Here is a 24988-nt window from a genome sequence, read left to right as displayed (position 1 = left end):
GTAACTCAAAACTTTTTAGTGAGCGGGCGAATGGCTTTACCAAAACCAAAACGCAGGGCGCGGATCAGAGTAGGGCGTTTATGCAGTCCTTTACGCCAGATATCCTCAAACAGATTAAACCAACGCGCGGCGACCGCTTCGCGGGAATAAACCTGCAGACGTTTATCGCCCTGTTCACGCATCTGACGATAGAGTTCAGGGGTATTCTTCAGGCGCATAATGGCCTCGAAGGCTTCATCAGGCGTTTTGGCGATCAGGTAATCAAGCTCACTTTCGCGGATAGCACGGTACGAGGGTTCGTCATCGCAGATCATTACCGTTTTGCCGAGCCAGTTGTTAATCAGCTTGCTGGCAGGTTTACGCGTCAGCTTATGGTCATGGGATTTACGGAAGCTGATACAGACGTCGACGTCCTGATAGTTGGTCCAGTTATCGAAGGAGATGCGCAGGTCGATGCCCTGTTCAGCAAGGCGCTGCTTAAATTCGTCGCTACGGAAGGCCTCCGGGAAGCTGTCCACGCGGCCAAAAAAGGCCACGGTTTTGACAGTTTCATCGGTACGTTCGCGCGGTTTCACGCCGGGTTGCGGCCAGTAGGGTACAAAGACGCCATTGCTGCGGTTGCCCGCTTCCGGATTCTGATCCACCACCACGTCGGCGCCAATCACCGGTGGACGATCGGCACGGGCGACGACGGTGACGCCACGCCAGGGTTTAACGCGCGATCCAAAATCATCGTTATGCATCAGGTTGATGGCATCCGGGCGACACTCTGAGCCAAAAGAACACTCAATATCGTCGCCGTAATAGTGCTTCAGCGCCAGGGTGGTCTGGAACGTCCAGCCGCCGCGCCCGCCGCAGTAAAAGCGCTCCGGGATGGTGTCCGGGTTCACGCGGTTATCCAGCAGCGTCTGGAAATCTGCGTAGTTTTTAGCGATGAAATCAGCGCGGGAGACTGCGTGTAATTTAAGTTTGCTCATAATATCCGTTAGCCGATGATTTTCTTAAGGCGGAAGTAACGACGTCCCAGACGCCAGCGCTGGCGTAAGCCGCGCGCGTTTTGCCAGATCATCGACCAGATGCCGCGATCGAACAGTTCCTGAGTAATTTCGCGTTTCTTCGCGCTGTCTTCGATATTGTTAATGCTATGCAAAATACCCAAACCCTCTTTGGCGATTTGCCACTGACAGGCCGGGACACGCTTTACCTGCTCCGGGTAGCGCTTATTGATGGCGTCCAGCATTTCGAGGATCTTCATATAGTGACGTGACGAACGCATGCGGGTGTCGTCGGTACCTGGCGTATGGGAGACCGATGCAGAGTGGATCAGATAGTCGTAATAGACTTCGTCAATGTATTGCACCCGTTTCGCGGTCAGCAGTACTTCCGTGGTCCAGGGGATATCCTGATGGCGCAGGCCATGTTCGAAGGTAAAACCCTGTGCCTTGATAAAGGCGTGGCGATAAATATTCAGCCAGGTGACATGCAGGAATTTGCGCGAGGCCAGCGCCATCTGCAACCATTCGGGGCCATCCAGTACGCCAGTGGAGGCCAGCTTATCGGACGGGAAAATTTTTTTCGACGGACGGCCATCGTCATAAATATAGGTGCCGTTGCAGGTCGCGACATCCAGCTGGCCCGCAAAGGCGATCTCCAGCAGGCGCGGGTACATGCCAGGGTAAATAACGTCATCAATATCCGGGAAGGCAACGTATTCGCCGGCCGCCGCGGCCAGACCGGTGTTGCGCGCGGCTGATACGCCGCCATTAGCCTGGTCGATAACCTTAAAATGGGTAAATTCGTTGGCGTAGCGGGAAATAATTTCAGCTGAGCGATCCGTCGATCCGTCATTAACAATAATCAATTCCAGACTGGATAAATTCTGCTGTTTAATGCTGTCAAAAAAAGCGCTCAGGAATTTTTCGCCGTTATAAACGGCAACGATGAGACTTAATTGAGGCGTTTCAGACATGCTTTCTCCGTAAAAATACGCAACAATAAAAGGGTATAACCATCACATGCAACGGCATTTCGACAGCCGGCAGGCTAAAGCGTTCCACGCCAGGGTGTTAAACACCGCTGGCGTGACGTCTTCATCAGGATGTTAACTTCTCGGTCGGTGCAGGGCGTAGGGCGCACATACCAACCAGCAGGCCGGTCAGCAGCATATACTGCTCAAGGTAGTGATCTTTAAGGTTGTGATCGACCATGGTCCGGCAGAAGAAGCCGACGGTAAAGAGCAGCAGGAACATCCCCACCATCATGTTGCCGCGACGAAACTCCCGCCAGCCGATATACCAGCAGCCCACCAGCAGGATCAGCCAGCCGGCGATACCTATCACACCATTCTGAATACCAAATTCGATCAGGCCGTAGTGGCTATGGGGGATATTAATACGGTTATCCTGGGTATCCCGGCGTAATACATAACGGAAGGCCTCTTTTCTGGCCCCCATGCCTGCCGGATGTTCGGCAATCAGTTTCCAGCCCTGATGGAAAAAGCTGGCCCGACAACCATTGGAATGGTTCATAGGTACACCGAGACTGTTAACCGGTACCGTTCCGTCTGTTTTATTGTAACAAAAGCTAGTAAAGGGAGCGTTCCAGCCCGCTATGGCATCACTTTCCAGATTTTGCCAGCGTGGGTCTGTTTTCCAGGAAGCGTAACCGAGTAACACCGAGGCAATAGTAATGCCCACAAGAATGCCACCTGTAACGATAACCCGGCTGCGCCGCATGTTGTGCATGCTCAGCAGGATAAAGGTAGAGAAAATGCTGCCGACCAGACCGATGGTGCCCCAGCGGGTGTCCACCAGTGCGGTACACACCAGATTACTTAACAGCATTAACGCCAGTACTGAGGTTTTCAGGCGCAGGAAGCGTTGATGCAACAGACCACGCGCCAGCAGCTCGGCCATCAAAAAGCCGGTGATCATGTTGACCTGGAAGCTCATGCGGGTGCGGTTATAAACAATCCGTGTTTCACCCCAGTGTATATAGCCGTCGCGCCAGTAGAGCCAGAGTGAATCCAGCAAATGAACGCAGACCACGCCCCAGAAAAAGAGGATCACCAGCGTAAAGAAGCGGGCGGCGGTGATGGAGGGATAGGTTCGTTGGATCGCCGGTAATAATACCAGCCCTGCACAGAACAGTAATACCGGGCGTAGCCACTGACCGCTCCAGGCAGAAACCATCTCTTTAATATCTGGTGCGACAAAAAAACCATTAATCACAATAAAGAAAGTTAACGCCCATACCACGATAAGAACGAACTTAATTTTGCTTAAATTCAGCCGTTGTCTGGTTGCGTTATTGCTAAAAAAGAGACCAAGAGCGACCGCGACAATGGGATAAATCAAACCATTACGGTGAAACGGCAGCTGATCGTTAGGAATAGGCCAGACAAAACATAAGGCCAGTACAGCAAGGACTAACAGGCCTGTCAGAATGTTACGAGTATTTGTCATATTTTTTGGGCTGGTTAAGGATTTTTCGGTTCTTGACCGGCTGGTTAACAAGGCAGTGAGTGATTTCCACGGTTTTTCAGTGGGAAATAAAAAGCCAGAGAAAATTATCACAAATACCTGACCTACAGAAGGACAATGTTTGTAAGCAAGAATAATCCATATCACGCTTTCCAGTGCCTGGGCTTTATGTATTACCGGGGCTGTAACGTATATAATTTGTTGTTATGCCAGCTAATGCACAATAACCAGGAAAAGTATGCATATTGTTCACACTGAAGCCGACGGGGGTAAGGGCGGCCAGCCGTTACGCATTATTAATGAGTCCCTTGGGATGATTCAGCGTGGCCATCAGGTGACCATACTTTGCCCGGAGAGTGCGCCGCTGCATGGCCTGGCGCGCGATGCCGGGTTAACGGTGGTCACCATGCCGCTTCGGCGCAAGAACCTTCAGAACCTGCAGCAGCTGCGCGGCTGGCTGAAAGAGAACCGTTCATCCATTGATGTCATAAATAGTCATAATTCCGCCGATACCTGGCTGGTGGCGCTGGCCAATCTTACCCTCTCAAACCCGGTGCCGCTGGTGCGTACCCGCCATGCTTCCGGCGTGCCGCGCAACAACTGGACTACCCGCTGGCTGTTTCGTAAAGCCTGTTCGCATATCGTCACTACCGGGGAGGCGCTACGCCAGCAGATGGCCGATATCGGCGTGCCGATGAACCAAAGTACATCTGTACCGAGTGGCGTGGATACGCAGCGTTTTCATCCGGCGGATAAGCAACAGGCCCGCGCATACTGCGGCCTGTCGCAGGGGGATTTCTGGCTGGGGGTGGTGTCACATCTGCGGCCTAATAAAGGCCATAGCGTACTGCTACGCGCCCTGGCCGCCATTGATCATCCGCAGATCAAACTGGCGATAGTGGGAGAGGGGCCGCATAAAGCGACGCTGGAGCAGGAGATTATCGACCTGGGATTACAGGCGCGCGTAGTGATGGCGGGGCACCGGAGCGATCCTGAGCGCTGGTTCCCGGCGTTTGATGTTGCGCTTAGCCCGTCGCACGATATGGAAGGCGTCCCGCAGGGGGTGCTGCAGTCGCTGGCCTCGCGGATCGCCACCATCGCCACCGATGCGGGCGGCACGGCAGATGCCGTGATCGACGGCAAAACCGGTATTTTGATCGCCCAGCGCGATGAAACGGCGCTGCGCGAGGCGATTGTGAAACTGTATGAGGATGCTTTGCTGCGCCAAACGCTGGCGCAGCAGGGCTATGATTACCTGTGCCGCCATTTCACTCGTGAATGTATGCTTGCCTCAATGGAAAAGGTCTTTTCCAACGCGGCTCAACGCAGCAGTTCGCGATAGAGCGCCTGCAGCGCTTTCGCCATCCGCTCCAGGGTATAAGGCTCAGCAGTAGCGCGTGCTGCTGCTGAATAATCCACACCCTGGTCACGGCCCTGAAGCCAGAGGCTTATCGCCTGCTGATATCCGTCACTGTCGAGCGCGTCGCGCACCCAGCCGTTCACCCCTTCTTCAATCCACTCTGCCGCGCCGCAGCCATGGCTGGTGAGCAGCGGCAGGCCGCAGGCCAGCGCTTCGACACAGACATTCGGGAAGGGATCGTAGAGCGTCGGCAGGATCAGCGCGTCGGCGGTGCCGTAGACCTGGCGCACATCGGCGACCGGCCCCAGAAAACGCACCCGGGAAGCGACGCCGAGCGTCTGCGCCAGCTTTTCGAATTTGTGGGCGTGCTTGTCCCGCCCGGCAACCAGCAGCCAGACCTCAGGGTGAGGCACAATGGCGCGCAGCGCCGTCGCCACCCCTTTACGGCTGAAGCCGGAGCCGACATAGGCCAGAACCGGCGCATGCTGCGGAATACCCAGGACGTCCCGCTGGGAGAGCGTGCGCACATCCGGGCTGAAGTGGGTCGTATCCACACCGTTGTAGATCACCGTCAGCTTGTCATCGGCCAGGCCAAAACGGCGGGCGATATCGTCCCGCACCATTTTCGAGTTGCAGATCACTTTGCGCAGCGCAGGATGGGTAAACATCTGCGCTTCCGCCCGCAAAATATAGCGATGGTAGCGGCTCAGGGACTGCGCCCAGCGCGCCAGCGGCGACTGGATGCGGTTGTACTGCTCAAGCCAGGTTGCGTGTACGCCATCCCCGGCGCGGAAGATGGTCGCCCCGGGAATACGTTCGTGGCTCTGCACGATATCGAACTGCGTAAACTGCGCCGCCGCGGCGTCGGCAAAACCCGACTCGCGATCGAGACGGTTACGGAATGATGGATTAACCGTCAGCGTTTTCCAGCCGGCGGCATCCTCCCACTGGCGGGCGATCAGCGTGACGTCGAGAGCCGTATCCTGCGCCAGCACGTTCAGCGCGCGGGAGACGAAGCGCTCCGCGCCGCCGTTGGGGTTATAGGTCTGTCGGACGATAGCGAGCTTCATGCCGGGTTTTCCAGCAGCAGCGTATCGATGGCGCTCAGCACCATTTGCGGGGTGATCGCCGTAATGCAGTCGGAGACGCCGCTGTCGCCGCAGCCCGCTTTACCGCACGGCTGGCAGGTAAACCCAGCCACAATCACGCGGTAGTTCACTCCCCACGGCGCCCACTTAATCGCTCCGGTCGGGCCGAAGATGGCGACGGTCGGTGTGCCCACCGCGCTGGCGAGGTGCATCGGCATGGAGTCAACGCCGAAGTAGATCCGCGCGTGCTTCATCAGCGCGCCCAGCTCTTTCAGGTTTAGCTGACCGCTTAAATCAAACACCGGCTGGGTGAGCGCAGCCCGCAGCGCATCCATATAGTCGGTCTCTTCTTTTGACGGCGCGGCGGAGAGGATAACCGGCAGGCCGCGGGCCGCCAGGTTATCAATGGTCGCCGCCAGCTTTTGGATATCCCAGGCCTTAAACATCCAGCGCGACGTGGGGTGCACCAGAATGTAAGAGCCGCTGCTCAGCCCAAAGCCGGCCAGTTTTTCGGCAATCGACGCTTCCGCCGCATCGCCCGGTACAAACAGGGTGTGCTTGTCTGCATCGGTCTGGGGATGGATGCCGATCCGCCGCAGCGCATCGAGATTCACCTCCACCATATGGCGGCTGTTATCCTGGATCGCCGGGTAGAGGGTGGTGAAGGATTTCACCCAGCGGCGACGCGCCAGTCCGCCGCGTTTATCGGGCTTAAAGCCGACGGAGACGCGCGGCTTCAGACGGCGCGCCAGACGCGCGCCGTGCCAGTGTTCGGTGAGGTTGATCAGCACGTCATACTGACGCGCTTTCAGGGTCTTCAGCAGCGCACGATACAGACGGAACTGCGCGAACCAGCCCTTTTTACGCCAGTTACGCCCGATGGTATGCACCTGGTCGATAAACGGATGGCTGGTGAGCATCGCCTGGGTGTCGTCATACACCAGGGCATCCACTTCCACATCGGGATAGTTCGTTTTCAGTACCGTAAAGACCGGCGAGGTCAGCAGGACGTCACCGTGGTGACGCAGCTTTACGATCAGCACGCGCTTCGGTGGGCGCTCCGCTGAGAAAAAATCAGACATAGGCTCTCTCTGCTGCCAGCAACGGCTCTAATTGCGCAAAAACCGCAGCGGCGGAAAGGTCGCTCAGCTGCGATGAATGTTCCGGGCGGCAGATATATTGATTTTTGCCATAGCCGCCAATCAGACCCGGGTCCGTCGGGCCGTAAAGCGTAATATTAGGACGATCCAGCGCCGCCGTCAGGTGGCTGAGACCGGTATCCACCGACACCACCGCCGTCGCGCCCGCCAGCTGCTGCGCTACGCCATCCAGCCTCATCCGGGGCAGCACGTCCACGTAATCAAAGCCTTCCGCCAGACGCTTCGCCCGCGCCTCTTCGTGCGGGGCGCCCCACGGCAGCCTGATGCGCAGGCCCGCACTGCTCAGCAGGCCGATAAGATCGCGCCAGTGGGCTTCCGGCCAGTGTTTGTCATCCCGGGTGGTGGCGTGCAGGAAGATAAGATAAGGCGCGTGTGGCTTTGCATCGTGCAGGAAATGCTGCGAAATGGCGTAATCCCCCTGCAGTTGCGGTTTTGCATAGCCAAGGCTCTTTGCGAACAGCTCCCGGGTGCGCTCCACGGCATGCTGCTGCTTCGCGATCGCGTGGCGACGATTGTAGAACAGGCTCGCCAGCGGTTCACGGGCGCTCTGCCAGTCCATACCGTGCTTTATGCCGTGGGCCAACCGGGTGACCAGCGCCGCGCTTTTTACCAGCCCCTGGGCGTCGATGATCGCATCGTAATGGTGGGCCTGCAGCGCGTCGCGAAAGGCCTTACGCTCGGCCTTAATCGGTGCGGAAAACCACGCTTTGCGCCAGCGGCGGATCGCCACCGGTATAACCCGATCTACGGCAGCATGCCAGGTGGGGATCTGGGCGAAACCCTCTTCCACCACCCAGTCGAAACGGATACCCGGAATAGCCTGCATGGCGTCAGTGAGCGAGGGCAGGGTATGCAGCACATCGCCCATTGAGGAGGTTTTAACGATCAATACCCGCATCCGTTATCCTTCTTCGCTCAACAGCAGTTCGTTAAGCTCGTCGAGGACACGCTGCGGAGTGATGTCGATCAGGCTCTGGTGGTAGCCTTCAGCGGCGTCACCTTTACGGACTTTGTGGTAGCCGGTGATCAGGCGGATCACGCGCGCTTTATGCGACAGCGGCGGCGTGAAGTCCGGGCTGCTCGGGCCGTACAGCGCCACCAGCGGGCGGTTCAGCGCTGCGGCAACGTGCATCAGGCCGGAGTCGTTCGTGACCACTGCCTTACAGGCTGCCAGCAGGATCACCGCCTGCTCCAGCTGGGTCTCCCCGGCCAGATTGCGGCACCAGGCCTGCTGCTCGATGCTCAGCGCGGCGAGGATTTCATTGCCCACCTCGTGATCTTTCGCCGAGCCGAACAGCACAATCTGATAGCCTTCGTCGATCAGCTGCTTCGCCAGCTCAGCGTAGTGATAGTGCGGCCAGCGCTTCGCCGGGCCGAACTCCGCGCCCGGGCAGAAGCCGATGATCGGGCGATCGGCCTGCAGGCCAAAAGTATTGCAGATCTGGGATTTCTCACCCTCGTTAACCTGAAGCTGCGGCCACAGCAGCGGCTGCGGCAGGTCTTTCGCGCTGCGCATCACCCCTTTGTCGTAGGCCAGCGCCACGTAGCGCTCTACCATCAGCGGCCAGGCCTCTTTGTCCAGTACCCGCGCGTCATTCAGCAGGCCGTAGCGCATCTCGCCGCGCCAGCCGGTGCGGTGCGGAACGCCCGCAAAGAAGGGAACCAGGGCAGATTTAAAGGAATTCGGCAGTACATAAGCGCGATCGTAGCGCTTGTCGCGAAGGCTATGGCCGAGCTTGCGGCGTTCGCCAATTTCCAGCGCCCCGTGGCCGAGCGGCATCGGGATCGCTTCGTTCACTTCCGGCATCCGCGATAACAGCGGACGACACCACGCGGGTGCCATCACGTCAATTATCGCCTGGGGATAGCGCGCCTTGAGCGTGCGATAGAGACTTTGCGACATCATCATGTCGCCCACCCATGACGGGCCTACCACCAAAATTTTCATACTTACGCGTCGCGGTTCAGCCAGGCCATATATTCCGTTACGCCTTCGGCAACGGTCTTGAACGGCTTGTCATAGCCAGCGGCACGCAGGTTGGTCAGATCCGCCTGGGTGAATGCCTGATAGCGGCCTTTCAGCTTGTCCGGGAACGGGATGTACTCAATGGTGCCTTTCTGGTGATACGCCAGCGCGGCGTCAGCCACCGCCTGGAAGGATTCCGCGCGGCCAGTGCCCAGGTTGAAGATGCCGGAGACACCGTTTTCCCAGAACCACAGGTTCACTGCCGCCACATCGCCCACATAGACGAAGTCACGCTTGAAGCCATCGCTGCCTTCGAACAGTTTCGGACTTTCGCCATTATTCAGCTGGGTGTTGAGGTGGAATGCCACGCTCGCCATGCTGCCTTTGTGACCTTCGCGCGGTCCGTAAACGTTGAAGTAGCGGAAACCGACGATCTGGGAGTTCGCTTCTGGCAGCACCTGGCGCACGTATTCGTCGAACAGGAACTTGGAGTAGCCGTAGACGTTCAGCGGCTGCTCATATTCGCGGGACTCGATAAAGTCTGAGGTGCGCCCGCCGTAGGTCGCCGCGGAAGAGGCGTACAGGAACGGAATTTCGCGCTCCAGGCAGTAGTGCAGGATCTCTTTGGAGTACTGATAGTTGTTGTCCATCATGTACTTGCCGTCCCACTCGGTGGTGGAGGAGCAAGCACCTTCATGGAAGATTGCGTCGATATCGCCGAACTCTTCGCCCGCCATAATCTGGATCAGAAAATCTTCTTTATCCATGTAGTCGGCAATGTTCAGATCCACCAGGTTAACGAACTTGGTGCCGTCTTTCAGGTTATCCACCACCAGGATGTCGGTGATGCCTTTGTCATTGAGAGCCTTAACAATATTGCTGCCGATAAAGCCCGCGCCGCCGGTAACGATAATCATAACTGTAACCTTTGAAGTGTGGAGCCCGGGGACAATCCCGGGCACTGATATTCATATCATATCATTAGTATGACCACCCTTCAGCCATTCACCGACTTAGCGCAGGGGTACACGTGATTTATGCTGCAAAAACGATAACTGTTAAAGCGTCATCTCGTATCGGGGTATAGCTTTGGGTAATATGTGCCGAAATTTGCCGAGTCTGGAGAATTGCAATGCGTGGTGATTTTTATAAACAGTTAAACAGTGACCTGGAAACCGCGCGGGCGGAAGGGTTGTTCAAAGAAGAGCGAATCATTACCTCCGCTCAGAAGGCAGATATCACCGTTGCCGACGGCAGCCAGGTGATCAACTTCTGCGCCAACAACTACCTGGGTCTTGCGAATCACCCTGAGCTGATTGCCGCGGCGAAAGCGGGCATGGACACCCACGGTTTTGGCATGGCCTCCGTGCGTTTCATCTGCGGTACCCAGGACAGCCATAAGGCGCTGGAGAGCAAGCTGGCCGCCTTCCTCGGAATGGAAGATGCGATTCTGTACTCCTCCTGCTTCGACGCCAACGGCGGTCTGTTTGAGACCCTGCTCGGCGCGGAAGATGCCATTATCTCCGACGCCCTGAACCACGCTTCCATCATCGACGGCGTGCGTCTGTGTAAAGCGAAGCGTTTCCGCTACGCCAACAACGATATGGTTGAGCTGGAAGCCCGTCTGAAAGAGGCCCGCGAGGCTGGCGCGCGTCATGTGCTGATCGCCACCGACGGCGTCTTCTCGATGGACGGCGTGATCGCTAACCTGAAAGGCGTCTGCGACCTGGCGGACAAATACGATGCGCTGGTGATGGTCGATGACTCCCACGCCGTCGGCTTTGTCGGCGAAAACGGTCGCGGCTCCCACGAATACTGCGACGTCATGGGCCGCGTGGATATCATCACCGGTACGCTGGGTAAAGCGCTGGGTGGTGCCTCCGGCGGCTACACCGCCGCGCGTAAAGAGGTGGTGGAGTGGCTGCGTCAGCGTTCCCGTCCGTACCTGTTCTCCAACTCCCTGGCGCCAGCCATCGTTTCCGCCTCCATTAAAGTGCTGGAGATGGTGGAGTCCGGCGCCGATCTGCGCGACAAACTGTGGGCTAACGCCCGTCTGTTCCGCGAAAAAATGACCGCCGCTGGCTTTACCCTGGCCGGTGCCGATCACGCCATTATCCCGGTGATGTTGGGCGATGCCGTCGTGGCGCAGAACTTTGCCCGTGAGCTGCAGAAAGAGGGGATTTACGTCACCGGTTTCTTCTTCCCGGTGGTGCCAAAAGGTCAGGCGCGTATCCGCACCCAGATGTCTGCGGCGCATTCTCCTGAACAAATTGAGCGTGCGGTGGAAGCCTTTACCCGCATCGGCAAACAACTGGGCGTGATTGCCTGAGGACGCATAATGAAAGCACTATCCAAACTGAAAGCGGAAGAAGGCATCTGGATGACCGACGTTCCAGAGCCGGAAGTCGGTCATAACGATCTGCTGATTAAAATCCGTAAAACCGCCATCTGCGGCACTGACGTGCATATCTACAACTGGGACCAGTGGTCGCAGAAAACTATCCCCGTGCCGATGGTAGTGGGCCACGAATATGTTGGCGAAGTGGTAGGCATTGGCCAGGAAGTAAAAGGCTTCAAAATTGGCGATCGCGTCTCTGGCGAAGGCCATATCACCTGCGGCCACTGCCGTAACTGCCGCGGTGGCCGTACCCACCTGTGCCGCAACACCGTAGGTGTGGGCGTCAACCGTCCGGGCTGCTTCGCAGAATACCTGGTGATCCCGGCGTTCAACGCCTTCAAAATCCCGGACAATATCTCTGACGATCTCGCCTCCATCTTCGACCCGTTCGGTAATGCGGTACACACCGCGCTCTCCTTTGACCTGGTAGGCGAAGATGTGCTGGTGTCTGGTGCAGGCCCAATCGGCATCATGGCAGCAGCCGTGGCGAAGCACGTCGGTGCGCGTAACGTGGTGATCACCGACGTGAACGAATACCGTCTGTCGCTGGCGCGTAAAATGGGCGTTACCCGTGCGGTGGATGTCTCTAAAGAGAGCCTGAACGACGTGATGGAAGAGCTGGGCATGACCGAAGGCTTTGACGTCGGTCTGGAGATGTCCGGTGCGCCACCGGCGTTCCGCACTATGCTCGACACCATGAACCACGGTGGCCGTATCGCGATGCTGGGTATTCCGCCGTCGGATATGTCCATCGACTGGAATAAAGTGATCTTCAAGGGGCTGTTCATCAAAGGTATTTACGGCCGTGAGATGTTCGAAACCTGGTACAAGATGGCAGCGCTGATCCAGTCGGGTCTGGATCTCTCTCCGATTATCACCCATCGTTTCTCCATCGATGAGTTCCAGCAGGGCTTTGACGCGATGCGTTCCGGCCAGTCAGGAAAAGTTATTCTGAGCTGGGATTAAGTTAGAAAGCGCCTGCGGGCGCTTTTTTTCGCTGGTCTCACGTTTTTACGTCCACAAACGGATTGATACTAACTTTTCTTCGCTTTTTTCGCCCTGCGCTTATAGAGTTGGCTAAGGTTTACTTAACTTTACAGCGCATATGTTCAAGCTCACCGTTTGTTTGTTGACCTGTAATTCCGCCCGGCTGCTCCGTGAAGTGCTGCCTCCGTTGATCGTCGTCGCCGATGAAATCATTGTTCTCGACTCAGGCAGTCACGACGGCACATTAGCGATTTGCCAGGAGTATGGCATCACCCCTCATCACCACCCCTATGCCATGCATGGCGTACAGATGAATCACGCCATCGATCTGGCGAGCAATGACTGGGTGTTATGCATGGATAGCGATGAAATTCTGGATGCGGAGACCGTGGATTTTATCCTGCGTCTGAAAGCAGGTGATGAACCCCACCCACAGCTGGCATGGCGTATCGCCCGCTACTGGCATGTGCTGGGGGAAGAGGTGCGCACCATTTATCCCATCTCCTCGCCTGATTTCCCGGTGCGGCTGTTTAACCGGACTCAGGCGCGTTTTAATCAGCGTCCGGTGGATGACAAAGTGGAAGGGGTGATCCAGTCGGCGAAAATACCGGGCCGCGTTCGGCACGACACCTTCTATTCCCTGCATGAGGTGTTCAACAAGCTCAACAGCTACACCAGCCGTCTGGTGAAGTACCAGACCATAAGGCCATCGATTGTCCGTGGCGTCATCAGCGCCATCGGCGCGTTCTTTAAGTGGTATCTGTTTAGCGGCGCGTGGCGTCAGGGAAGAGTGGGGGTGGTGACCGGTCTCTACGCTACCTTTTACAGCTTCCTGAAATATTTCAAAGCCTGGTATCAACACCAGGAGCAAAAAGCGTCCGCGGACAAAAAAAAGCCCGCGGACTCTCGTGTCATTGAGTAGGCCATCCCGCCTGAGGCGGGATTAGCTTTTCTTACCCCAGCCCTGCCACTGCAACTGAACATATTTCACCAGCGTGCTCTGGCTGATGCTTTCGCTAATCACCGAGAAGTAGCGGGTGACGTAAACCGGCTCTGGCGGCTGTTTAGGCGCACAGAGCGTCACGCCACGGAAAGGGTTACGCGGTTTTGTGCCAGGCGCAGCGCCAGCGGGCGGCGTGCTGACCGGTCGGGAGGTATCCACCTGCGGCTCATTGAGCAGGCTGCTCGCCGGTACCAGGGTAATATCCGCAGGCAGGTTGGGCAGCATCTGCTGCAACACGCGAACGGTGGACGGGTGAGGATGTCCGATGGCGATCGCCGAACCCGATCGGCGGGCCACCTGTACGGCACGGTTAAACTGGAAGCGGATATCGGCTTCGTTTTGCGTGTCATCGAGGAACACTTTGCGCTTAATCACCTTCACGCCGGTGCCCTGCGCGGCGCGCATCGCCTGGCTGTTGCCAATGGTCATGCTGTCCAGGAAATAGAGGTTATAGCGCGCCAGCGACTGCATCACTTTCTGCATGCCAAACAGGCTGGAGGTCATGGCGCTGCCCATATGGTTATTCAGCCCCACGGCATAAGGGACTTTGCCATAGGCTTCGCGGATGATGCGTTCGATCTCGTCGCTGGTCATCTCCGGGCGTAGCGTATCTTTTTCCAGCGGCTGTTTACTGAGCGGCGCCATCGGCAAGTGGATCAGCACTTCATGCCCGCTGTTATGGGCTTTGGTGGCCATTTCATGCGCGTGAGGCGCGTTCGGCAGGACGGCGACAGAGATGGCTGAGGGCATCGCCAGGACCTGATTTTCTGTGTGTGGACGATAACCGAAGTCATCGATAACGATAGCGAGTTTACCTGCGTAAACCGGCATCGCCAGCGCCAGTGCGCTGACGAGGGGAAAAACCATACGACGAAATTGAAGCAAAACTTATCTTCCCAACCACGGCTGTGGATTGACCGCCTGACCCTGGCGACGAATCTCGAAATAGAGTGACGGGCGGCCCTGACCGCCACTGCTGCCCACAAGGGCGATAGCCTGACCGGCCCGCACCTGGGTACCAACGCTGACCAGCGCGCTCTGGTTGTAGCCGTAAAGACTCATGTCGCCTTTACCGTGCTCTACCACCACCACCAGGCCGTAGCCCTGTAGCCAGTCGGCGAGGATCACCCGGCCATCGGCGATAGCTTTGACTTCGCTGCCTTCCGATGCACCGATCACAATCCCCTTCCAACGTAGCTCACCCTGCAGCTGTTCGCCATAGCGATGCAGAATAGAACCGCGTACCGGCCAGTAGGCCTGGCCGCGCGGTGAGCCTAAGCCGCCGGTGCGGGACATCAGCGAACGTTCGTTTTCGGTCGGTTTATAGGTGGTGCCTTTGCGGGAGGCTTCCTGCTGCTTGTCACGCACGGCCTGCGCTTCGCGGGCCTCTCTTTCGGCGCGCGCTTTCGCTGCTGCCTCTGCACGGGCGATGCTGTTGCGCAATTTCGATTCGTTAGCGCGCATTTCGCTCAGCTGGCTCTGACCTTCCTGAATGGAGGATTCGAGACCGGCAAGGGTTTTCTTACGTTCGTTGCGCGCCTGCTCCAGCTTGGCTTGCTGCGCCTGCTGATCGTAGAGCAGGGTCTGCTGCTGGCTCTGTTTCTCTTCCAGCTCCGCTTTTTGCGTGGTGACCTCTTCGCGCGTCTGCTTCAGCTGGGCGATGGTCTCCTGGCGGGACTGGTTGAGGTAACCGAAATAGGCCTGCAGGCGCTGGCCGCGCTGGCTCTCTTCACCGCTGAGGATCAGCTGAACGCCGGTGTGTTCGCCCTGGCGAAAGGCTGCGTCTAACTGCGCCGCAAGGTTGCGCTCCTGAGCCGCGCGCTGGCGCTCAAGTTTGGCGATAGACGCATTCATCTCGTCTATTTGTTTATTGAGCTGGGCGAGGGTGTTCTGGGTTTCACGTAGCTGACGTGCGGCCGCGGAGATGGCCTCTTCCTGCTTTTTGAGTTGCGCAAGCAGCGACGAGCGTTGCTGCTGCTGTTGGCGTACCGCCCGCTCTTTAGCGGCGATATCCGCCTGAATGCTTTTGAGCTGATCGCGCTCGTCCGCCTGGGCGGATGCCGCGCACAACAATACGCCAGCGCTGAGTGCGCTGGCGTACAGTAAAGGCCTGACTGATAACCGTAACGGCTTCACGACCCATGTGAATGAAACAATCGCCTTTCCCCTCATGGGGAGGGATTATTCCACGATGAACAGCGGCTTGCCAGTCATCTCTTGCGGGATTTCCATGCCCATCAGGGTCAGCATGGTCGGGGCGATGTCCGAAAGCTTACCGCCATCAACGGATTTCACGGATTTATCACCGACATAAATCAGTGGTACCGGCAGGTTAGTATGCGCGGTATGCGCCTGGCCGGTGGCCGGATCGCGCATCTGCTCGGCGTTACCGTGGTCAGCGGTGATCAGCATCTGGCCGCCTGCGGCTTCCACCGCTTTGGTAACCTGTTCAATGCACAGATCCAGCGCTTCAATGGCTTTGATTGCCGCTTCCATTACGCCGGTATGGCCCACCATGTCGCCGTTCGGGTAGTTACAGATGATGGCGTCGTATTTGCCGCTTTCGATAGCAGCAACCAGCTTCTCGGTCAGCTCGGCGGAGCTCATCTCTGGCTGCAGATCGTAGGTTGCCACTTTCGGGGAGTTGATCAGGATGCGATCTTCGCCTTTGAAGGACTCTTCTACGCCGCCGTTAAAGAAGAAGGTAACGTGGGCATATTTCTCGGTCTCGGAGATGCGCAGCTGGGTCTTGTCGTGCTTCGCCATCCACTCGCCGAAGGTGTTCGCCAGGGAAGAGGGCGGATAAGCGCATGGCGCTTTAATGTCGGCGGCATATTCGGTCAGCATCACGAAATCGCCGAGCTTAACCTCTTTTTTACGGGCGAAGCCGTCGAAATCGGCATTCACGAAGGCGCGAGTGATTTCGCGGGCGCGGTCAGCACGGAAGTTCATGAAAATCAGCGCATCGCCATCTTCCATCGCGGCATCAGCCTGGCCTTCAGCACGGATCACGGTCGCTTTCACGAATTCGTCGTTTTCATCGCGGGCATATGCGGCTGCCAGCGCGGCAACGGCGGTATCTGCCTGGAACTCGCCTTTGGCTTCTACCAGCAGATTGTAGGCCTGCTCTACGCGATCCCAACGGTTGTCGCGGTCCATGGCGTAGTAGCGGCCAATGATAGAGGCTACGCGGCCTTTGCCCAGTGCGGCAAACTTCTCTTCAAAGGCTTTCAGGGAGGATTCAGCGCTGCGTGGTGGGGTATCGCGGCCATCCAGGAAGGCGTGCAGATAGATTTTGTCTGCTCCTTTCTCTGCTGCCAGCTCCACCATCGCCATGATGTGATCTTCATGGCTGTGAACGCCGCCCGCGGAGAGCAGACCCATAATATGCACCGCTTTGCCCGCGGCCGCCGCTTTCTCAACCGCGCCAGTCAGCACCGGGTTAGCAAAGAAGGTGCGTTCTTTAATTTCAACATCCAGACGGGTCAGGTCCTGATAAACAATGCGGCCTGCGCCCAGGTTGACGTGTCCAACTTCGGAGTTGCCCATCTGGCGATCGGGCAGACCCACTTCCAGGCCGGAAGCATCAATCAGGGTGTGCGGACGTTTTGCCCACAGCGCATCCATGACCGGGGTTTTAGCGTTGAAAATGGCGTTATCCTGCTGATCTTCGCGATAGCCATAGCCGTCAAGAATCACCAGTACCATAGGTTTTTTAGAAACCGACATTGCGACAACCTCTTTGCTCAAAAGACAAAAAATTTGCGTAATTTTACTACAGCTGAATCGATCAAATAGCCGCAGAAGATCAAAGAAACCGCGGGGGCAGGGCTAAGGTTAGGCCATTTTTGCTCTTTTTTTTCGTGGCAGTACGCAGAAAATGGATTAGCTTATTGTCGCTGGCTGTATTTGCCACAACGCACAGGTATACTCCTGTCCTGGTTTTTTATTCACTTAGTCGGGAGTCGTTACCCCCCATGCAAGAAATTATGCAATTTGTCAGCCGCCACCCCATACTTTGTATCGCGTGGATTGGTCTACTGGCGGCAGTACTTTTCACCACGTTCAAAGGCCTCACCTCGAAAGTGAAGGTGATCAACCGCGGCGAAGCAACGCGTCTTATCAACAAAGAAGATGCAGTGGTTGTCGATCTGCGTCAGCGCGATGATTTCCGCAAAGGCCATATTGCAGGGGCGATTAACCTGCTGCCGACCGACATCAAAGCTAATAACCTTGGCGAACTGGAAAAGCATAAAGATAAACCGATTATTGTCGTTGACGGCACCGGTATGCAGGCTCAGGAGCCCGCAAACACGCTCGTCAAAGCTGGCTTTGAGAAAGTCACTGTCCTGAAGGACGGTATCTCTGGCTGGAGCGGCGAAAATCTGCCTCTGGTTCGCGGTAAGTAAACAGGAGTCTGAACATGGCCAATATCGAGATCTACACCAAAGCGACCTGTCCGTTCTGCCATCGTGCAAAAGCGCTGCTGGACAGCAAAGGCGTTACCTTCCAGGAACTGCCGATTGATGGCGACGCTGCAAAGCGTGAAGAGATGATTAAACGTAGTGGCCGTACGACGGTTCCGCAGATTTTTATCGATGCGCAGCACATTGGTGGCTGTGATGACTTGTATGCGCTTGACGCGCGTGGTGGACTCGATCCGCTGCTGCGCTAAGGCGTTTTAGGACAATTAAAAAGGGCTTTTCCATGTCAGAACAAAATAATACCGAGATGACTTTCCAGATCCAGCGCATCTACACCAAAGATGTCTCCTACGAAGCACCTAATGCGCCGCACGTTTTCCAGAAAGACTGGCAGCCAGAGGTTAAACTTGATCTGGATACCGCTTCCACCCAGCTGGCGGAAGATGTGTATGAAGTCGTGCTGCGTGTTACCGTAACCGCCTCTCTGGGCGAAGAGACTGCATTCCTGTGTGAAGTACAGCAGGGCGGCATCTTCTCTATCGGCGGCATCGAAGGTAATCAGATGGCGCATTGCCTGGGCGCATACTGCCCGAACATTCTGTTCCCGTATGCCCGCGAATGCATCACCAGCCTGGTTTCCCGTGGTACGTTCCCGCAACTGAACCTTGCGCCAGTGAACTTCGATGCGCTGTTCATGAACTATCTGCAGCAGCAAGCTGGCGAAGGTACTGAACAACATCAGGATGCCTGATGAGTACTGTCAATGCGTCAATGACTGTGATCGGTGCCGGCTCTTACGGCACCGCTCTTGCCATCACCCTGGCAAGAAATGGACACGAAGTGGTTCTCTGGGGCCACGATCCCAAACATATCGCGACGTTACAAGCCGATCGCTGCAACGTCGCGTTCCTCCCCGATGTGCCTTTCCCTGACTCACTGCATCTTGAAAGCGATCTTGCGACGGCGCTTGCCGCCAGCCGCAATATTCTGATCGTGGTGCCAAGCCACGTGTTTGGCCAGGTGCTGCGACAGATTAAACCGCTGATGCGTGACGATGCGCGTGTGGTATGGGCGACTAAAGGGCTGGAAGCCGAAACCGGACGCCTGTTACAGGATGTCGCCCGCGAAGCGCTGGGCGATGCCATTCCGCTGGCGGTGATCTCCGGCCCAACCTTTGCGAAAGAGCTGGCGGCAGGGCTGCCGACGGCCATTTCACTTGCCTCGACCGATGAGGCCTTCGCTGACGATCTGCAGCAGCTGCTGCACTGCGGTAAGAGCTTTCGCGTTTACAGCAACCCCGATTTTATCGGCGTACAGCTGGGCGGTGCGGTGAAGAACGTTATCGCTATCGGCGCGGGCATGTCCGACGGCATCGGCTTTGGCGCCAACGCACGTACCGCTCTGATCACCCGTGGTTTAACTGAAATGTCCCGTCTTGGCGCGGCGCTCGGTGCCGAACCGGCCACCTTTATGGGGATGGCAGGGTTAGGCGATCTGGTGCTGACCTGTACCGACAACCAGTCCCGTAACCGTCGTTTTGGCATGATGCTCGGCCAGGGCATGGATGTGATCGGCGCGCAGGAGAAGATCGGCCAGGTGGTGGAAGGCTACCGCAATACCAAAGAAGTCCGCGAGCTGGCACACCGCTTTGGTGTCGAAATGCCAATAACCGAGGAAATTTATCAGGTATTGTATTGCGGAAAAAATGCGCGCGAGGCAGCATTGACCTTATTAGGTCGTGCACGCAAGGACGAGCGTAGCAGCCGTTAACCGCAGGAAAGCGTTGTCCCCTGAATGACCCGGCTGGCAAAGAACTGGCCGGTCATTATTATTACGTCTGGAGTAAGCAATGCCGTGTGAAGAACTGGATATCGTCTGGAACAATATTAAAGCCGAAGCCCGGGCTCTGGCTGACTGTGAGCCCATGCTGGCCAGCTTCTACCACGCGACGCTACTCAAGCACGAAAATCTCGGCAGCGCCCTGAGCTATATGCTCGCCAATAAACTGGCTTCACCGATCATGCCGGCAATCGCCATCCGTGAAGTGGTGGAAGAGGCCTATGCGGCTGACCCGGAGATGATCGCCTCCGCCGCCTGCGATATTCAGGCGGTACGCAACCGCGACCCGGCGGTGGACAAATACTCCACGCCATTACTCTATCTGAAAGGTTTCCACGCCCTGCAGTCCTACCGTATCGGCCACTGGCTGTGGAACGAAGGTCGCCGCGCGCTGGCCATCTTCTTGCAGAATCAGGTCTCGGTGAGCTTCCAGGTGGATATTCACCCGGCGGCGAAGATTGGCCGCGGCATCATGCTCGACCACGCAACGGGTATTGTGGTGGGTGAAACGGCGGTGATTGAAAACGACGTCTCAATCCTGCAGTCCGTTACCCTGGGCGGGACCGGGAAAACCAGCGGTGACCGTCACCCGAAAATTCGTGAAGGGGTGATGATTGGCGCAGGCGCGAAGATCCTCGGCAATATCGAAGTTGGGCGCGGCGCGAAGATTGGCGCCGGTTCGGTGGTGCTGCAACCTGTCCCGCCGCATACCACCGCCGCAGGCGTTCCGGCACGTATCGTCGGCAGGCCGGACAGCGATAAACCGGCGATGGATATGGATCAGTTCTTCAACGGTATCCACCATACCTTTGAGTATGGCGACGGGATTTAACCTGTAGGCCGGGTAAGCGAAGCGCCACCCGGCAAGAAATCAGCTACGTAATATCGCGCCAGGGTATCCCAGCTGGCGCCAGGCTTCATACACCACCACCGACACCGCATTCGACAGGTTCATACTGCGGCTGTCCGGCATCATCGGAATACGAATTTTTTGTTCAGCAGGCAGGGCATCAAGAATGGTGGCCGGCAGGCCGCGCGTTTCCGGGCCAAACAGCAGATAATCCCCTTTCTGATAGCTCACGGCGCTGTGGGCAGGCGTGCCTTTCGTTGTCAGGGCAAAGATCCGCTCCGGCTTTTCCGCGTCCATAAAGGCAGCCAGATCCTGATGGCGCACCACGGCGGTGAATTCGTGGTAATCCAGCCCGGCGCGGCGCAGGCGCTTGTCGTCCCACGTAAAGCCCATTGGCTCGATGATATGCAGACGGAACCCGGTATTGGCGCACAGGCGGATGATGTTGCCGGTATTAGGTGGAATTTCTGGTTCGAATAGAACGATGTTAAGCATGCTGCCCCCTTAAATAGCGCGGGCAGAATATCATCCCCTCTCCCCTTTGGGGAGAGGGTCAGGGTGAGGTATCAGACCGCACTCATCTACGCCGCGTTCCCCTGCGCCAGCGGCGCCAGCCCGGCAGGGAGTTTACTCAACTCCTGCACCAGCATCTCCTTGCTGATTTCCGGGATGGTTTTCGCTCCGGTGAGCGTCATCGCCACCTTCATCTCTTTCTCGATCAGGTTGAGCAGATTGGCAACGCCTGCCTGGCCGTGGGTCGCCAGCGCATACAGATAGGCGCGGCCCAGCAGGACGGTATCGGCCCCGAGGGCAATCATACGCACCACGTCCAGGCCGTTGCGGATGCCGGAGTCCGCCAGAATCGCGATATCGCCCTTAACCGCATCGGCAATGGCGGGCAGGGCGCGGGCCGAGGAGAGCACGCCGTCGAGCTGGCGGCCGCCGTGGTTCGACACCACAATCCCGTCGGCGCCGAAACGGACCGCATCGCGGGCATCTTCCGGATCGAGGATCCCTTTGATCACCATCGGGCCATCCCAGAACTCGCGGATCCACTCCAGGTCTTTCCACGAGATGGACGGATCGAAGTTATTCGCCAGCCAGCCAATGTAATCTTCCAGCCCCGTCGGCTTACCCAGATAGGTGGAGATATTCCCCAGATCGTGCGGGCGGCCGTTGAGCCCCACATCCCACGCCCATTGCGGATGCGTTACCGCCTGCCAGTAGCGGCGCATCGCCGCATTCGCGCCGCTCATTCCGGAGTGAGCATCGCGATAGCGTGCGCCGGGGGTCGGCATGTCCACGGTAAAGACCAGGGTGGAACAGCCTGCCGCCTTCGCCCGCTCCAGCGCATTGCGCATAAAGCCGCGGTCGCGCAGGACGTACAGCTGGAACCACATCGGGCGCTTAATGGTGGGAGCCACCTCTTCAATCGGGCAGACGGAAACGGTTGAAAGCGTAAACGGAATGCCTTTCGCATCCGCGGCGGCGGCGGCCTGCACTTCACCCCGGCGGGCATACATGCCGCACAGCCCGACCGGGGCGAGGGCGACCGGCATGGAGAGCGTTTCATTGAACAGCTTCGTCTCAAGACTCAGGTCGGACATATTCTTCAGCACGCGCTGGCGTAGGGCCACTTCCGACAGGTCTTCCACGTTGCGACGCAGGGTGTACTCGGAATAGGCCCCTCCATCGATATAGTGAAACAGGAACGGTGGCAGGATGCGCTGGGCGGCGGCGCGATAGTCACTGGCTGCGGAAATGATCATCAGTTCTTCTCCCTGGAAATAACAGTATCGCCCGGTAGGCGGGTAATACGCGCCTGCCGGGCCTGATCTTCATCAAATTGTTTAATGGTGGTGTGGACGAAGCCCAGATGCGCCATCATCGCGGCGCGTGCGGCTTCGGCATCACCTGCCAGAATGGCGTTGAGGACCGCTTCGTGCTGCTCGGTCAGCCGGGCAAAAACCGGCGGCACCAGATACATGCGCTGGCGACTCTGCTTTACGGACGATTGCAGCAGGTCGAAGAAGCCGCGCATGGTCTGGAGCAACACGACATTGTGTGAGGCCTCGGCAATGGCCAGATGAAACCGGACGTCCGCCTGCGAGGCGATATCCGGATCGCTGCTTTGGGTGGCCTCGAAGCAGGCTTTGAGCTTCTCTTTATCCGCTTCGGTTGCCCGCATAGCCGCATGCCAGGCGGTGCTGGTTTCTATGGCGTGACGGGCTTCGAGGATGTCAAAGCTGTAGTCCGGGTCGTTCTCCATCAGAGTTTTCAATGGCTGAACAATGTTCTGCCCGGACCAGTCATCGTCCTGCCAGCGCACAAAGGTGCCGCCACCGCGACGGCTCACCAGCACCCCTTCGCTGACCAGGGTCGCCAGGGCTTCGCGCAGCGAGTTACGCGATACGCCAAGCCGGGCGGCAAGCTGGCGTTCGGCGGGCAACTTCATGCCCGCTTCCAGCTGCATCTCTTCAATCAGCGCCCGCACGCGAGTAGCAATCTCGTCGGACAGGCGTCTGGGCATCACTATCATGGGATCATCCAGGTTAAGACATAGGCCTGCAGGGTGGTGATGACCCCGACCATGCAGGTAAATATCAGGCTGTGTTTAACGGTAAAGCGGAACAGGTCGGACTCTTTCCCCACCAGGCCTACCGCCGCACAGGCAATGGCGATGGACTGCGGGGAGATCATCTTGCCGGTGACGCCCCCGGTGGTGTTGGCCGCCACCAGCAGAACATCCGACACGCCAATCTGCTGCGCGGCTGTCGCCTGCAGGGCCGCGAACAGGGCGTTCGATGAAGTATCTGACCCGGTCAGGAAGACCCCCAGCCAGCCGAGGAACGGCGAGAAGAAGGTGAAGGCTGAACCGGTATGGGCCAGCGCCAGGGCCAGCGTTGACGACAGGCCGGAGTAGTTCGAGATAAACGCGAACGCCAGCACCATGCCGATGGAGTAGATCGGCAGCATCAGCTCTTTAAGGGTCGCGGCAAAGGTCTGCACCGCGGCAACAGGCTTCATGCGCAGCCACATCACGGAAAGGAGGGCGGCAAACAGAATGGCGGTACCGGTGGCCGAGAACCAGTCGAACTTGAACACCGCCGCGTACGGCGTGGCGTCATGTACCACCGGCGGCATACGGGCAACCATCTTGTCGAGGAACGGCACGGAGATATTGACCACCATGTCATACAGCGCGCCGTTCGGAGCGAACAGGGCTTTAAACGGCGGGATACTCCACAGCGTCACGGTCGCGGTCAGGAACAGGAACGGCGACCAGGCGCGGACGATTTGTCCTGCGGTATAGCCCGTGCGGGCCAGAGTCTGATCCACGTGCGAGGCGCCCATATCGGCAAAGCGGAAGATACGCACCGGCTGCCAGCGTTTCAGGAACAGCGTCAGGCAGACCAGCGAGACCAGGGAAGAGATAATGTCCGGCAGTTCCGGGCCAAGGAAGTTAGAGCTCAGGTACTGGGCGATGGCGAACGAGCCACCCGCGACCATTACCGCAGGCCAGGTCTCTTTAATGCCGCGCCAGCCGTCCATAATCGCCATGATCCAGAACAGCACGATAATGGTCAGGAACGGCAGCTGGCGGCCCACCATCTGGCCGATCTCGAAACTGTCCAGGCCGGTTACCTGCCCGGCCACCAGAATCGGAATGCCCATCGCACCAAACGCCACCGGCGCGGTGTTGACGATCAGGCACAGACCCGCGGCATAGAGCGGATTGAAGCCAAGACCGACCAGCAGGGCGGCGGTGATCGCCACCGGGGCACCAAATCCGGCAGCCCCTTCCAGGAACGCGCCGAAGGAGAAGCCGACAATCAGCATCTGCAGACGCTGGTCCGGGGTGATGGAGAGGATCGACGAGCGGATAATGTCGAACTGCCCGGTCTTCACCGAGATTTTATAGACAAAGACCGCTGCAATGATGATCCAGGCGATGGGCCACAGGCCGTAGAAGAAGCCATATACCACCGAGGCCAGGGCACGATCGACCGGCATTTTGTAGAAGAACAGCGCTACCAGCAGGGCGATGGCAACGGTGTACGTCGCCGCAAGGTAGCCCTTCAGCTTGAGCTTAATCAGCGCGAAGAAGAAGAACAGAATAGGTAGCGAGGCGATCAGGCTAGATAGCCAGATATTTCCTGCCGGATCGTAGTTTTGTTGCCAGAGGCTCATTGCAGGTCTCCCGAGGACCACACCTTCTGTGAGGCGGTGAGTCTGTGCTCATCTCTGCGTCACATTATGTGTAAAAGTGGTCCTGCCAATAGTGTGATGTAGGGTTAATGACAACAAATGGTTAACCAAATGTTATTGGTCGGCAATGTGTTTGTGAGCAAAGATTATAGAAATGTGAACCAAGGAAGGGTTGTTCAGTGAATTGGTAGGGCCAATGTGGAGAGGGAAGAAAGCGGTAGG

General features: G+C 57.5%; 24 protein-coding genes. 9 read left to right on the top strand and 15 right to left on the bottom strand.

Annotated features, from left to right (window positions below; genetic code table 11):
- Positions 1-5 precede the first annotated feature (5 nt).
- The 3 genes from ACT3IC_RS08960 to ACT3IC_RS08950 all read right to left on the bottom strand — a co-directional run bounded on the left by ACT3IC_RS08960 (position 6) and on the right by ACT3IC_RS08950 (position 3464).
- On the bottom strand, positions 6-977 hold the full coding sequence (locus tag ACT3IC_RS08960; RefSeq protein ID WP_103177722.1) for a glycosyltransferase: 972 nt from the start codon (positions 975-977) through the stop codon (positions 6-8).
- A gap of 8 nt (positions 978-985) precedes the next feature.
- Positions 986-1969 (bottom strand): glycosyltransferase, encoded by a 984-nt coding sequence (locus ACT3IC_RS08955; protein WP_103177723.1) that lies wholly within the window; start codon positions 1967-1969, stop codon positions 986-988.
- Between the two features lie 124 nt (positions 1970-2093).
- Entirely contained in the window at positions 2094-3464 is a 1371-nt protein-coding gene (locus ACT3IC_RS08950) for an O-antigen ligase family protein (RefSeq protein WP_159340409.1), read from the bottom strand.
- A gap of 256 nt (positions 3465-3720) precedes the next feature.
- Here ACT3IC_RS08950 and ACT3IC_RS08945 point away from each other — a divergent pair, with 256 nt between their 5' ends.
- On the top strand, positions 3721-4824 hold the full coding sequence (locus tag ACT3IC_RS08945) for a glycosyltransferase family 4 protein (RefSeq protein ID WP_103177725.1): 1104 nt from the start codon (positions 3721-3723) through the stop codon (positions 4822-4824).
- Here the strand turns inward: ACT3IC_RS08945 and ACT3IC_RS08940 are convergent.
- The 5 genes from ACT3IC_RS08940 to rfaD are packed head-to-tail and all read right to left on the bottom strand — an operon-like array spanning position 4803 to position 9973.
- Positions 4803-5912 (bottom strand): glycosyltransferase family 4 protein, encoded by a 1110-nt coding sequence (locus ACT3IC_RS08940; protein ID WP_103177726.1) that lies wholly within the window; start codon positions 5910-5912, stop codon positions 4803-4805. The two genes, ACT3IC_RS08945 and ACT3IC_RS08940, sit on opposite strands and share 22 nt — an antisense overlap.
- Positions 5909-7012 carry a putative lipopolysaccharide heptosyltransferase III gene (gene rfaQ, locus ACT3IC_RS08935; RefSeq protein WP_103177727.1) on the bottom strand — a complete coding sequence of 368 codons (1104 nt, stop codon included), beginning with the start codon at positions 7010-7012 and terminating at the stop codon, positions 5909-5911. Before rfaQ ends, ACT3IC_RS08940 begins: the two co-directional genes overlap by 4 nt.
- Positions 7005-7988, bottom strand: coding sequence for a lipopolysaccharide heptosyltransferase RfaC (gene rfaC / locus ACT3IC_RS08930; RefSeq protein WP_103177728.1), 984 nt, complete (start codon positions 7986-7988; stop codon positions 7005-7007). The genes rfaQ and rfaC overlap by 8 nt, the downstream gene beginning before the upstream one ends.
- Positions 7989-7991: 3 nt before the next feature.
- Complete coding sequence (gene rfaF / locus ACT3IC_RS08925) at positions 7992-9038, bottom strand: ADP-heptose--LPS heptosyltransferase RfaF (RefSeq protein WP_103177729.1); 1047 nt, start codon at positions 9036-9038, stop codon at positions 7992-7994.
- 2 nt (positions 9039-9040) lie between these two features.
- Positions 9041-9973: an ADP-glyceromanno-heptose 6-epimerase gene (gene rfaD / locus ACT3IC_RS08920; RefSeq protein WP_103177730.1), complete on the bottom strand. Its 933-nt coding sequence runs from the start codon at positions 9971-9973 to the stop codon at positions 9041-9043.
- Between the two features lie 215 nt (positions 9974-10188).
- On the opposite strand from rfaD, the gene kbl reads away from it, so the two are divergent.
- The 3 genes from kbl to ACT3IC_RS08905 all read left to right on the top strand — a co-directional run bounded on the left by kbl (position 10189) and on the right by ACT3IC_RS08905 (position 13363).
- The gene (gene kbl / locus ACT3IC_RS08915; RefSeq protein WP_159340408.1) at positions 10189-11385 is read left to right on the top strand and encodes a glycine C-acetyltransferase; all 1197 of its coding nucleotides are present in this window, start codon (positions 10189-10191) and stop codon (positions 11383-11385) included.
- Between the two features lie 9 nt (positions 11386-11394).
- Positions 11395-12420: an L-threonine 3-dehydrogenase gene (gene tdh, locus ACT3IC_RS08910; RefSeq protein WP_103177732.1), complete on the top strand. Its 1026-nt coding sequence runs from the start codon at positions 11395-11397 to the stop codon at positions 12418-12420.
- Positions 12421-12559: 139 nt separating this feature from the next.
- Positions 12560-13363 (top strand): glycosyltransferase family 2 protein, encoded by an 804-nt coding sequence (locus ACT3IC_RS08905; RefSeq protein WP_473477176.1) that lies wholly within the window; start codon positions 12560-12562, stop codon positions 13361-13363.
- A gap of 21 nt (positions 13364-13384) precedes the next feature.
- Here the strand turns inward: ACT3IC_RS08905 and ACT3IC_RS08900 are convergent, their stop codons facing one another.
- Genes ACT3IC_RS08900 through gpmM form a run of 3 tightly spaced genes read right to left on the bottom strand, consistent with a single transcriptional unit; the run spans position 13385 to position 17173 of the window.
- Complete coding sequence (locus ACT3IC_RS08900; protein WP_103177734.1) at positions 13385-14329, bottom strand: divergent polysaccharide deacetylase family protein; 945 nt, start codon at positions 14327-14329, stop codon at positions 13385-13387.
- 3 nt (positions 14330-14332) lie between these two features.
- Entirely contained in the window at positions 14333-15616 is a 1284-nt protein-coding gene (gene envC / locus ACT3IC_RS08895) for a murein hydrolase activator EnvC (RefSeq protein ID WP_103177735.1), read from the bottom strand.
- A gap of 9 nt (positions 15617-15625) precedes the next feature.
- Positions 15626-17173, bottom strand: a complete 1548-nt coding sequence (gpmM, locus tag ACT3IC_RS08890) for a 2,3-bisphosphoglycerate-independent phosphoglycerate mutase (protein WP_156653693.1) — start codon at positions 17171-17173, stop codon at positions 15626-15628.
- A gap of 248 nt (positions 17174-17421) precedes the next feature.
- Here gpmM and ACT3IC_RS08885 point away from each other — a divergent pair, with 248 nt between their 5' ends.
- The 5 genes from ACT3IC_RS08885 to cysE all read left to right on the top strand — a co-directional run bounded on the left by ACT3IC_RS08885 (position 17422) and on the right by cysE (position 20539).
- Positions 17422-17853 carry a rhodanese-like domain-containing protein gene (locus ACT3IC_RS08885; protein WP_103177737.1) on the top strand — a complete coding sequence of 144 codons (432 nt, stop codon included), beginning with the start codon at positions 17422-17424 and terminating at the stop codon, positions 17851-17853.
- A 14-nt stretch (positions 17854-17867) separates the two neighbouring features.
- Positions 17868-18119 carry a glutaredoxin 3 gene (gene grxC / locus ACT3IC_RS08880; RefSeq protein WP_103177738.1) on the top strand — a complete coding sequence of 84 codons (252 nt, stop codon included), beginning with the start codon at positions 17868-17870 and terminating at the stop codon, positions 18117-18119.
- A gap of 32 nt (positions 18120-18151) precedes the next feature.
- Positions 18152-18619 carry a protein-export chaperone SecB gene (gene secB / locus ACT3IC_RS08875; RefSeq protein ID WP_032615746.1) on the top strand — a complete coding sequence of 156 codons (468 nt, stop codon included), beginning with the start codon at positions 18152-18154 and terminating at the stop codon, positions 18617-18619.
- Positions 18619-19638, top strand: a complete 1020-nt coding sequence (gene gpsA, locus ACT3IC_RS08870; protein WP_159340407.1) for an NAD(P)H-dependent glycerol-3-phosphate dehydrogenase — start codon at positions 18619-18621, stop codon at positions 19636-19638. The genes secB and gpsA overlap by 1 nt, the downstream gene beginning before the upstream one ends.
- Before the next feature lie 79 nt (positions 19639-19717).
- Positions 19718-20539 carry a serine O-acetyltransferase gene (gene cysE, locus ACT3IC_RS08865; protein WP_159340406.1) on the top strand — a complete coding sequence of 274 codons (822 nt, stop codon included), beginning with the start codon at positions 19718-19720 and terminating at the stop codon, positions 20537-20539.
- 39 nt (positions 20540-20578) lie between these two features.
- Here cysE and trmL read toward each other — a convergent pair whose 3' ends face one another.
- The 4 genes from trmL to lldP all read right to left on the bottom strand — a co-directional run bounded on the left by trmL (position 20579) and on the right by lldP (position 24748).
- Positions 20579-21052, bottom strand: coding sequence for a tRNA (uridine(34)/cytosine(34)/5-carboxymethylaminomethyluridine(34)-2'-O)-methyltransferase TrmL (trmL, locus tag ACT3IC_RS08860; RefSeq protein WP_159340405.1), 474 nt, complete (start codon positions 21050-21052; stop codon positions 20579-20581).
- Positions 21053-21138: 86 nt separating this feature from the next.
- Positions 21139-22326, bottom strand: coding sequence for an FMN-dependent L-lactate dehydrogenase LldD (gene lldD / locus ACT3IC_RS08855; protein ID WP_103177742.1), 1188 nt, complete (start codon positions 22324-22326; stop codon positions 21139-21141).
- Positions 22326-23096, bottom strand: a complete 771-nt coding sequence (lldR, locus tag ACT3IC_RS08850; protein WP_114316219.1) for a transcriptional regulator LldR — start codon at positions 23094-23096, stop codon at positions 22326-22328. The genes lldD and lldR overlap by 1 nt, the downstream gene beginning before the upstream one ends.
- Positions 23093-24748: an L-lactate permease gene (gene lldP, locus ACT3IC_RS08845; protein WP_103177744.1), complete on the bottom strand. Its 1656-nt coding sequence runs from the start codon at positions 24746-24748 to the stop codon at positions 23093-23095. Before lldP ends, lldR begins: the two co-directional genes overlap by 4 nt.
- Positions 24749-24988: the final 240 nt, after the last annotated feature.

The sequence above is a fragment of the Leclercia sp. GHBNCSD genome, assembly GCF_055805075.1.
The sequence above is the reverse complement of the archived record's forward strand: the minus strand, read 5'-3'. Positions and strand labels throughout refer to the sequence as shown.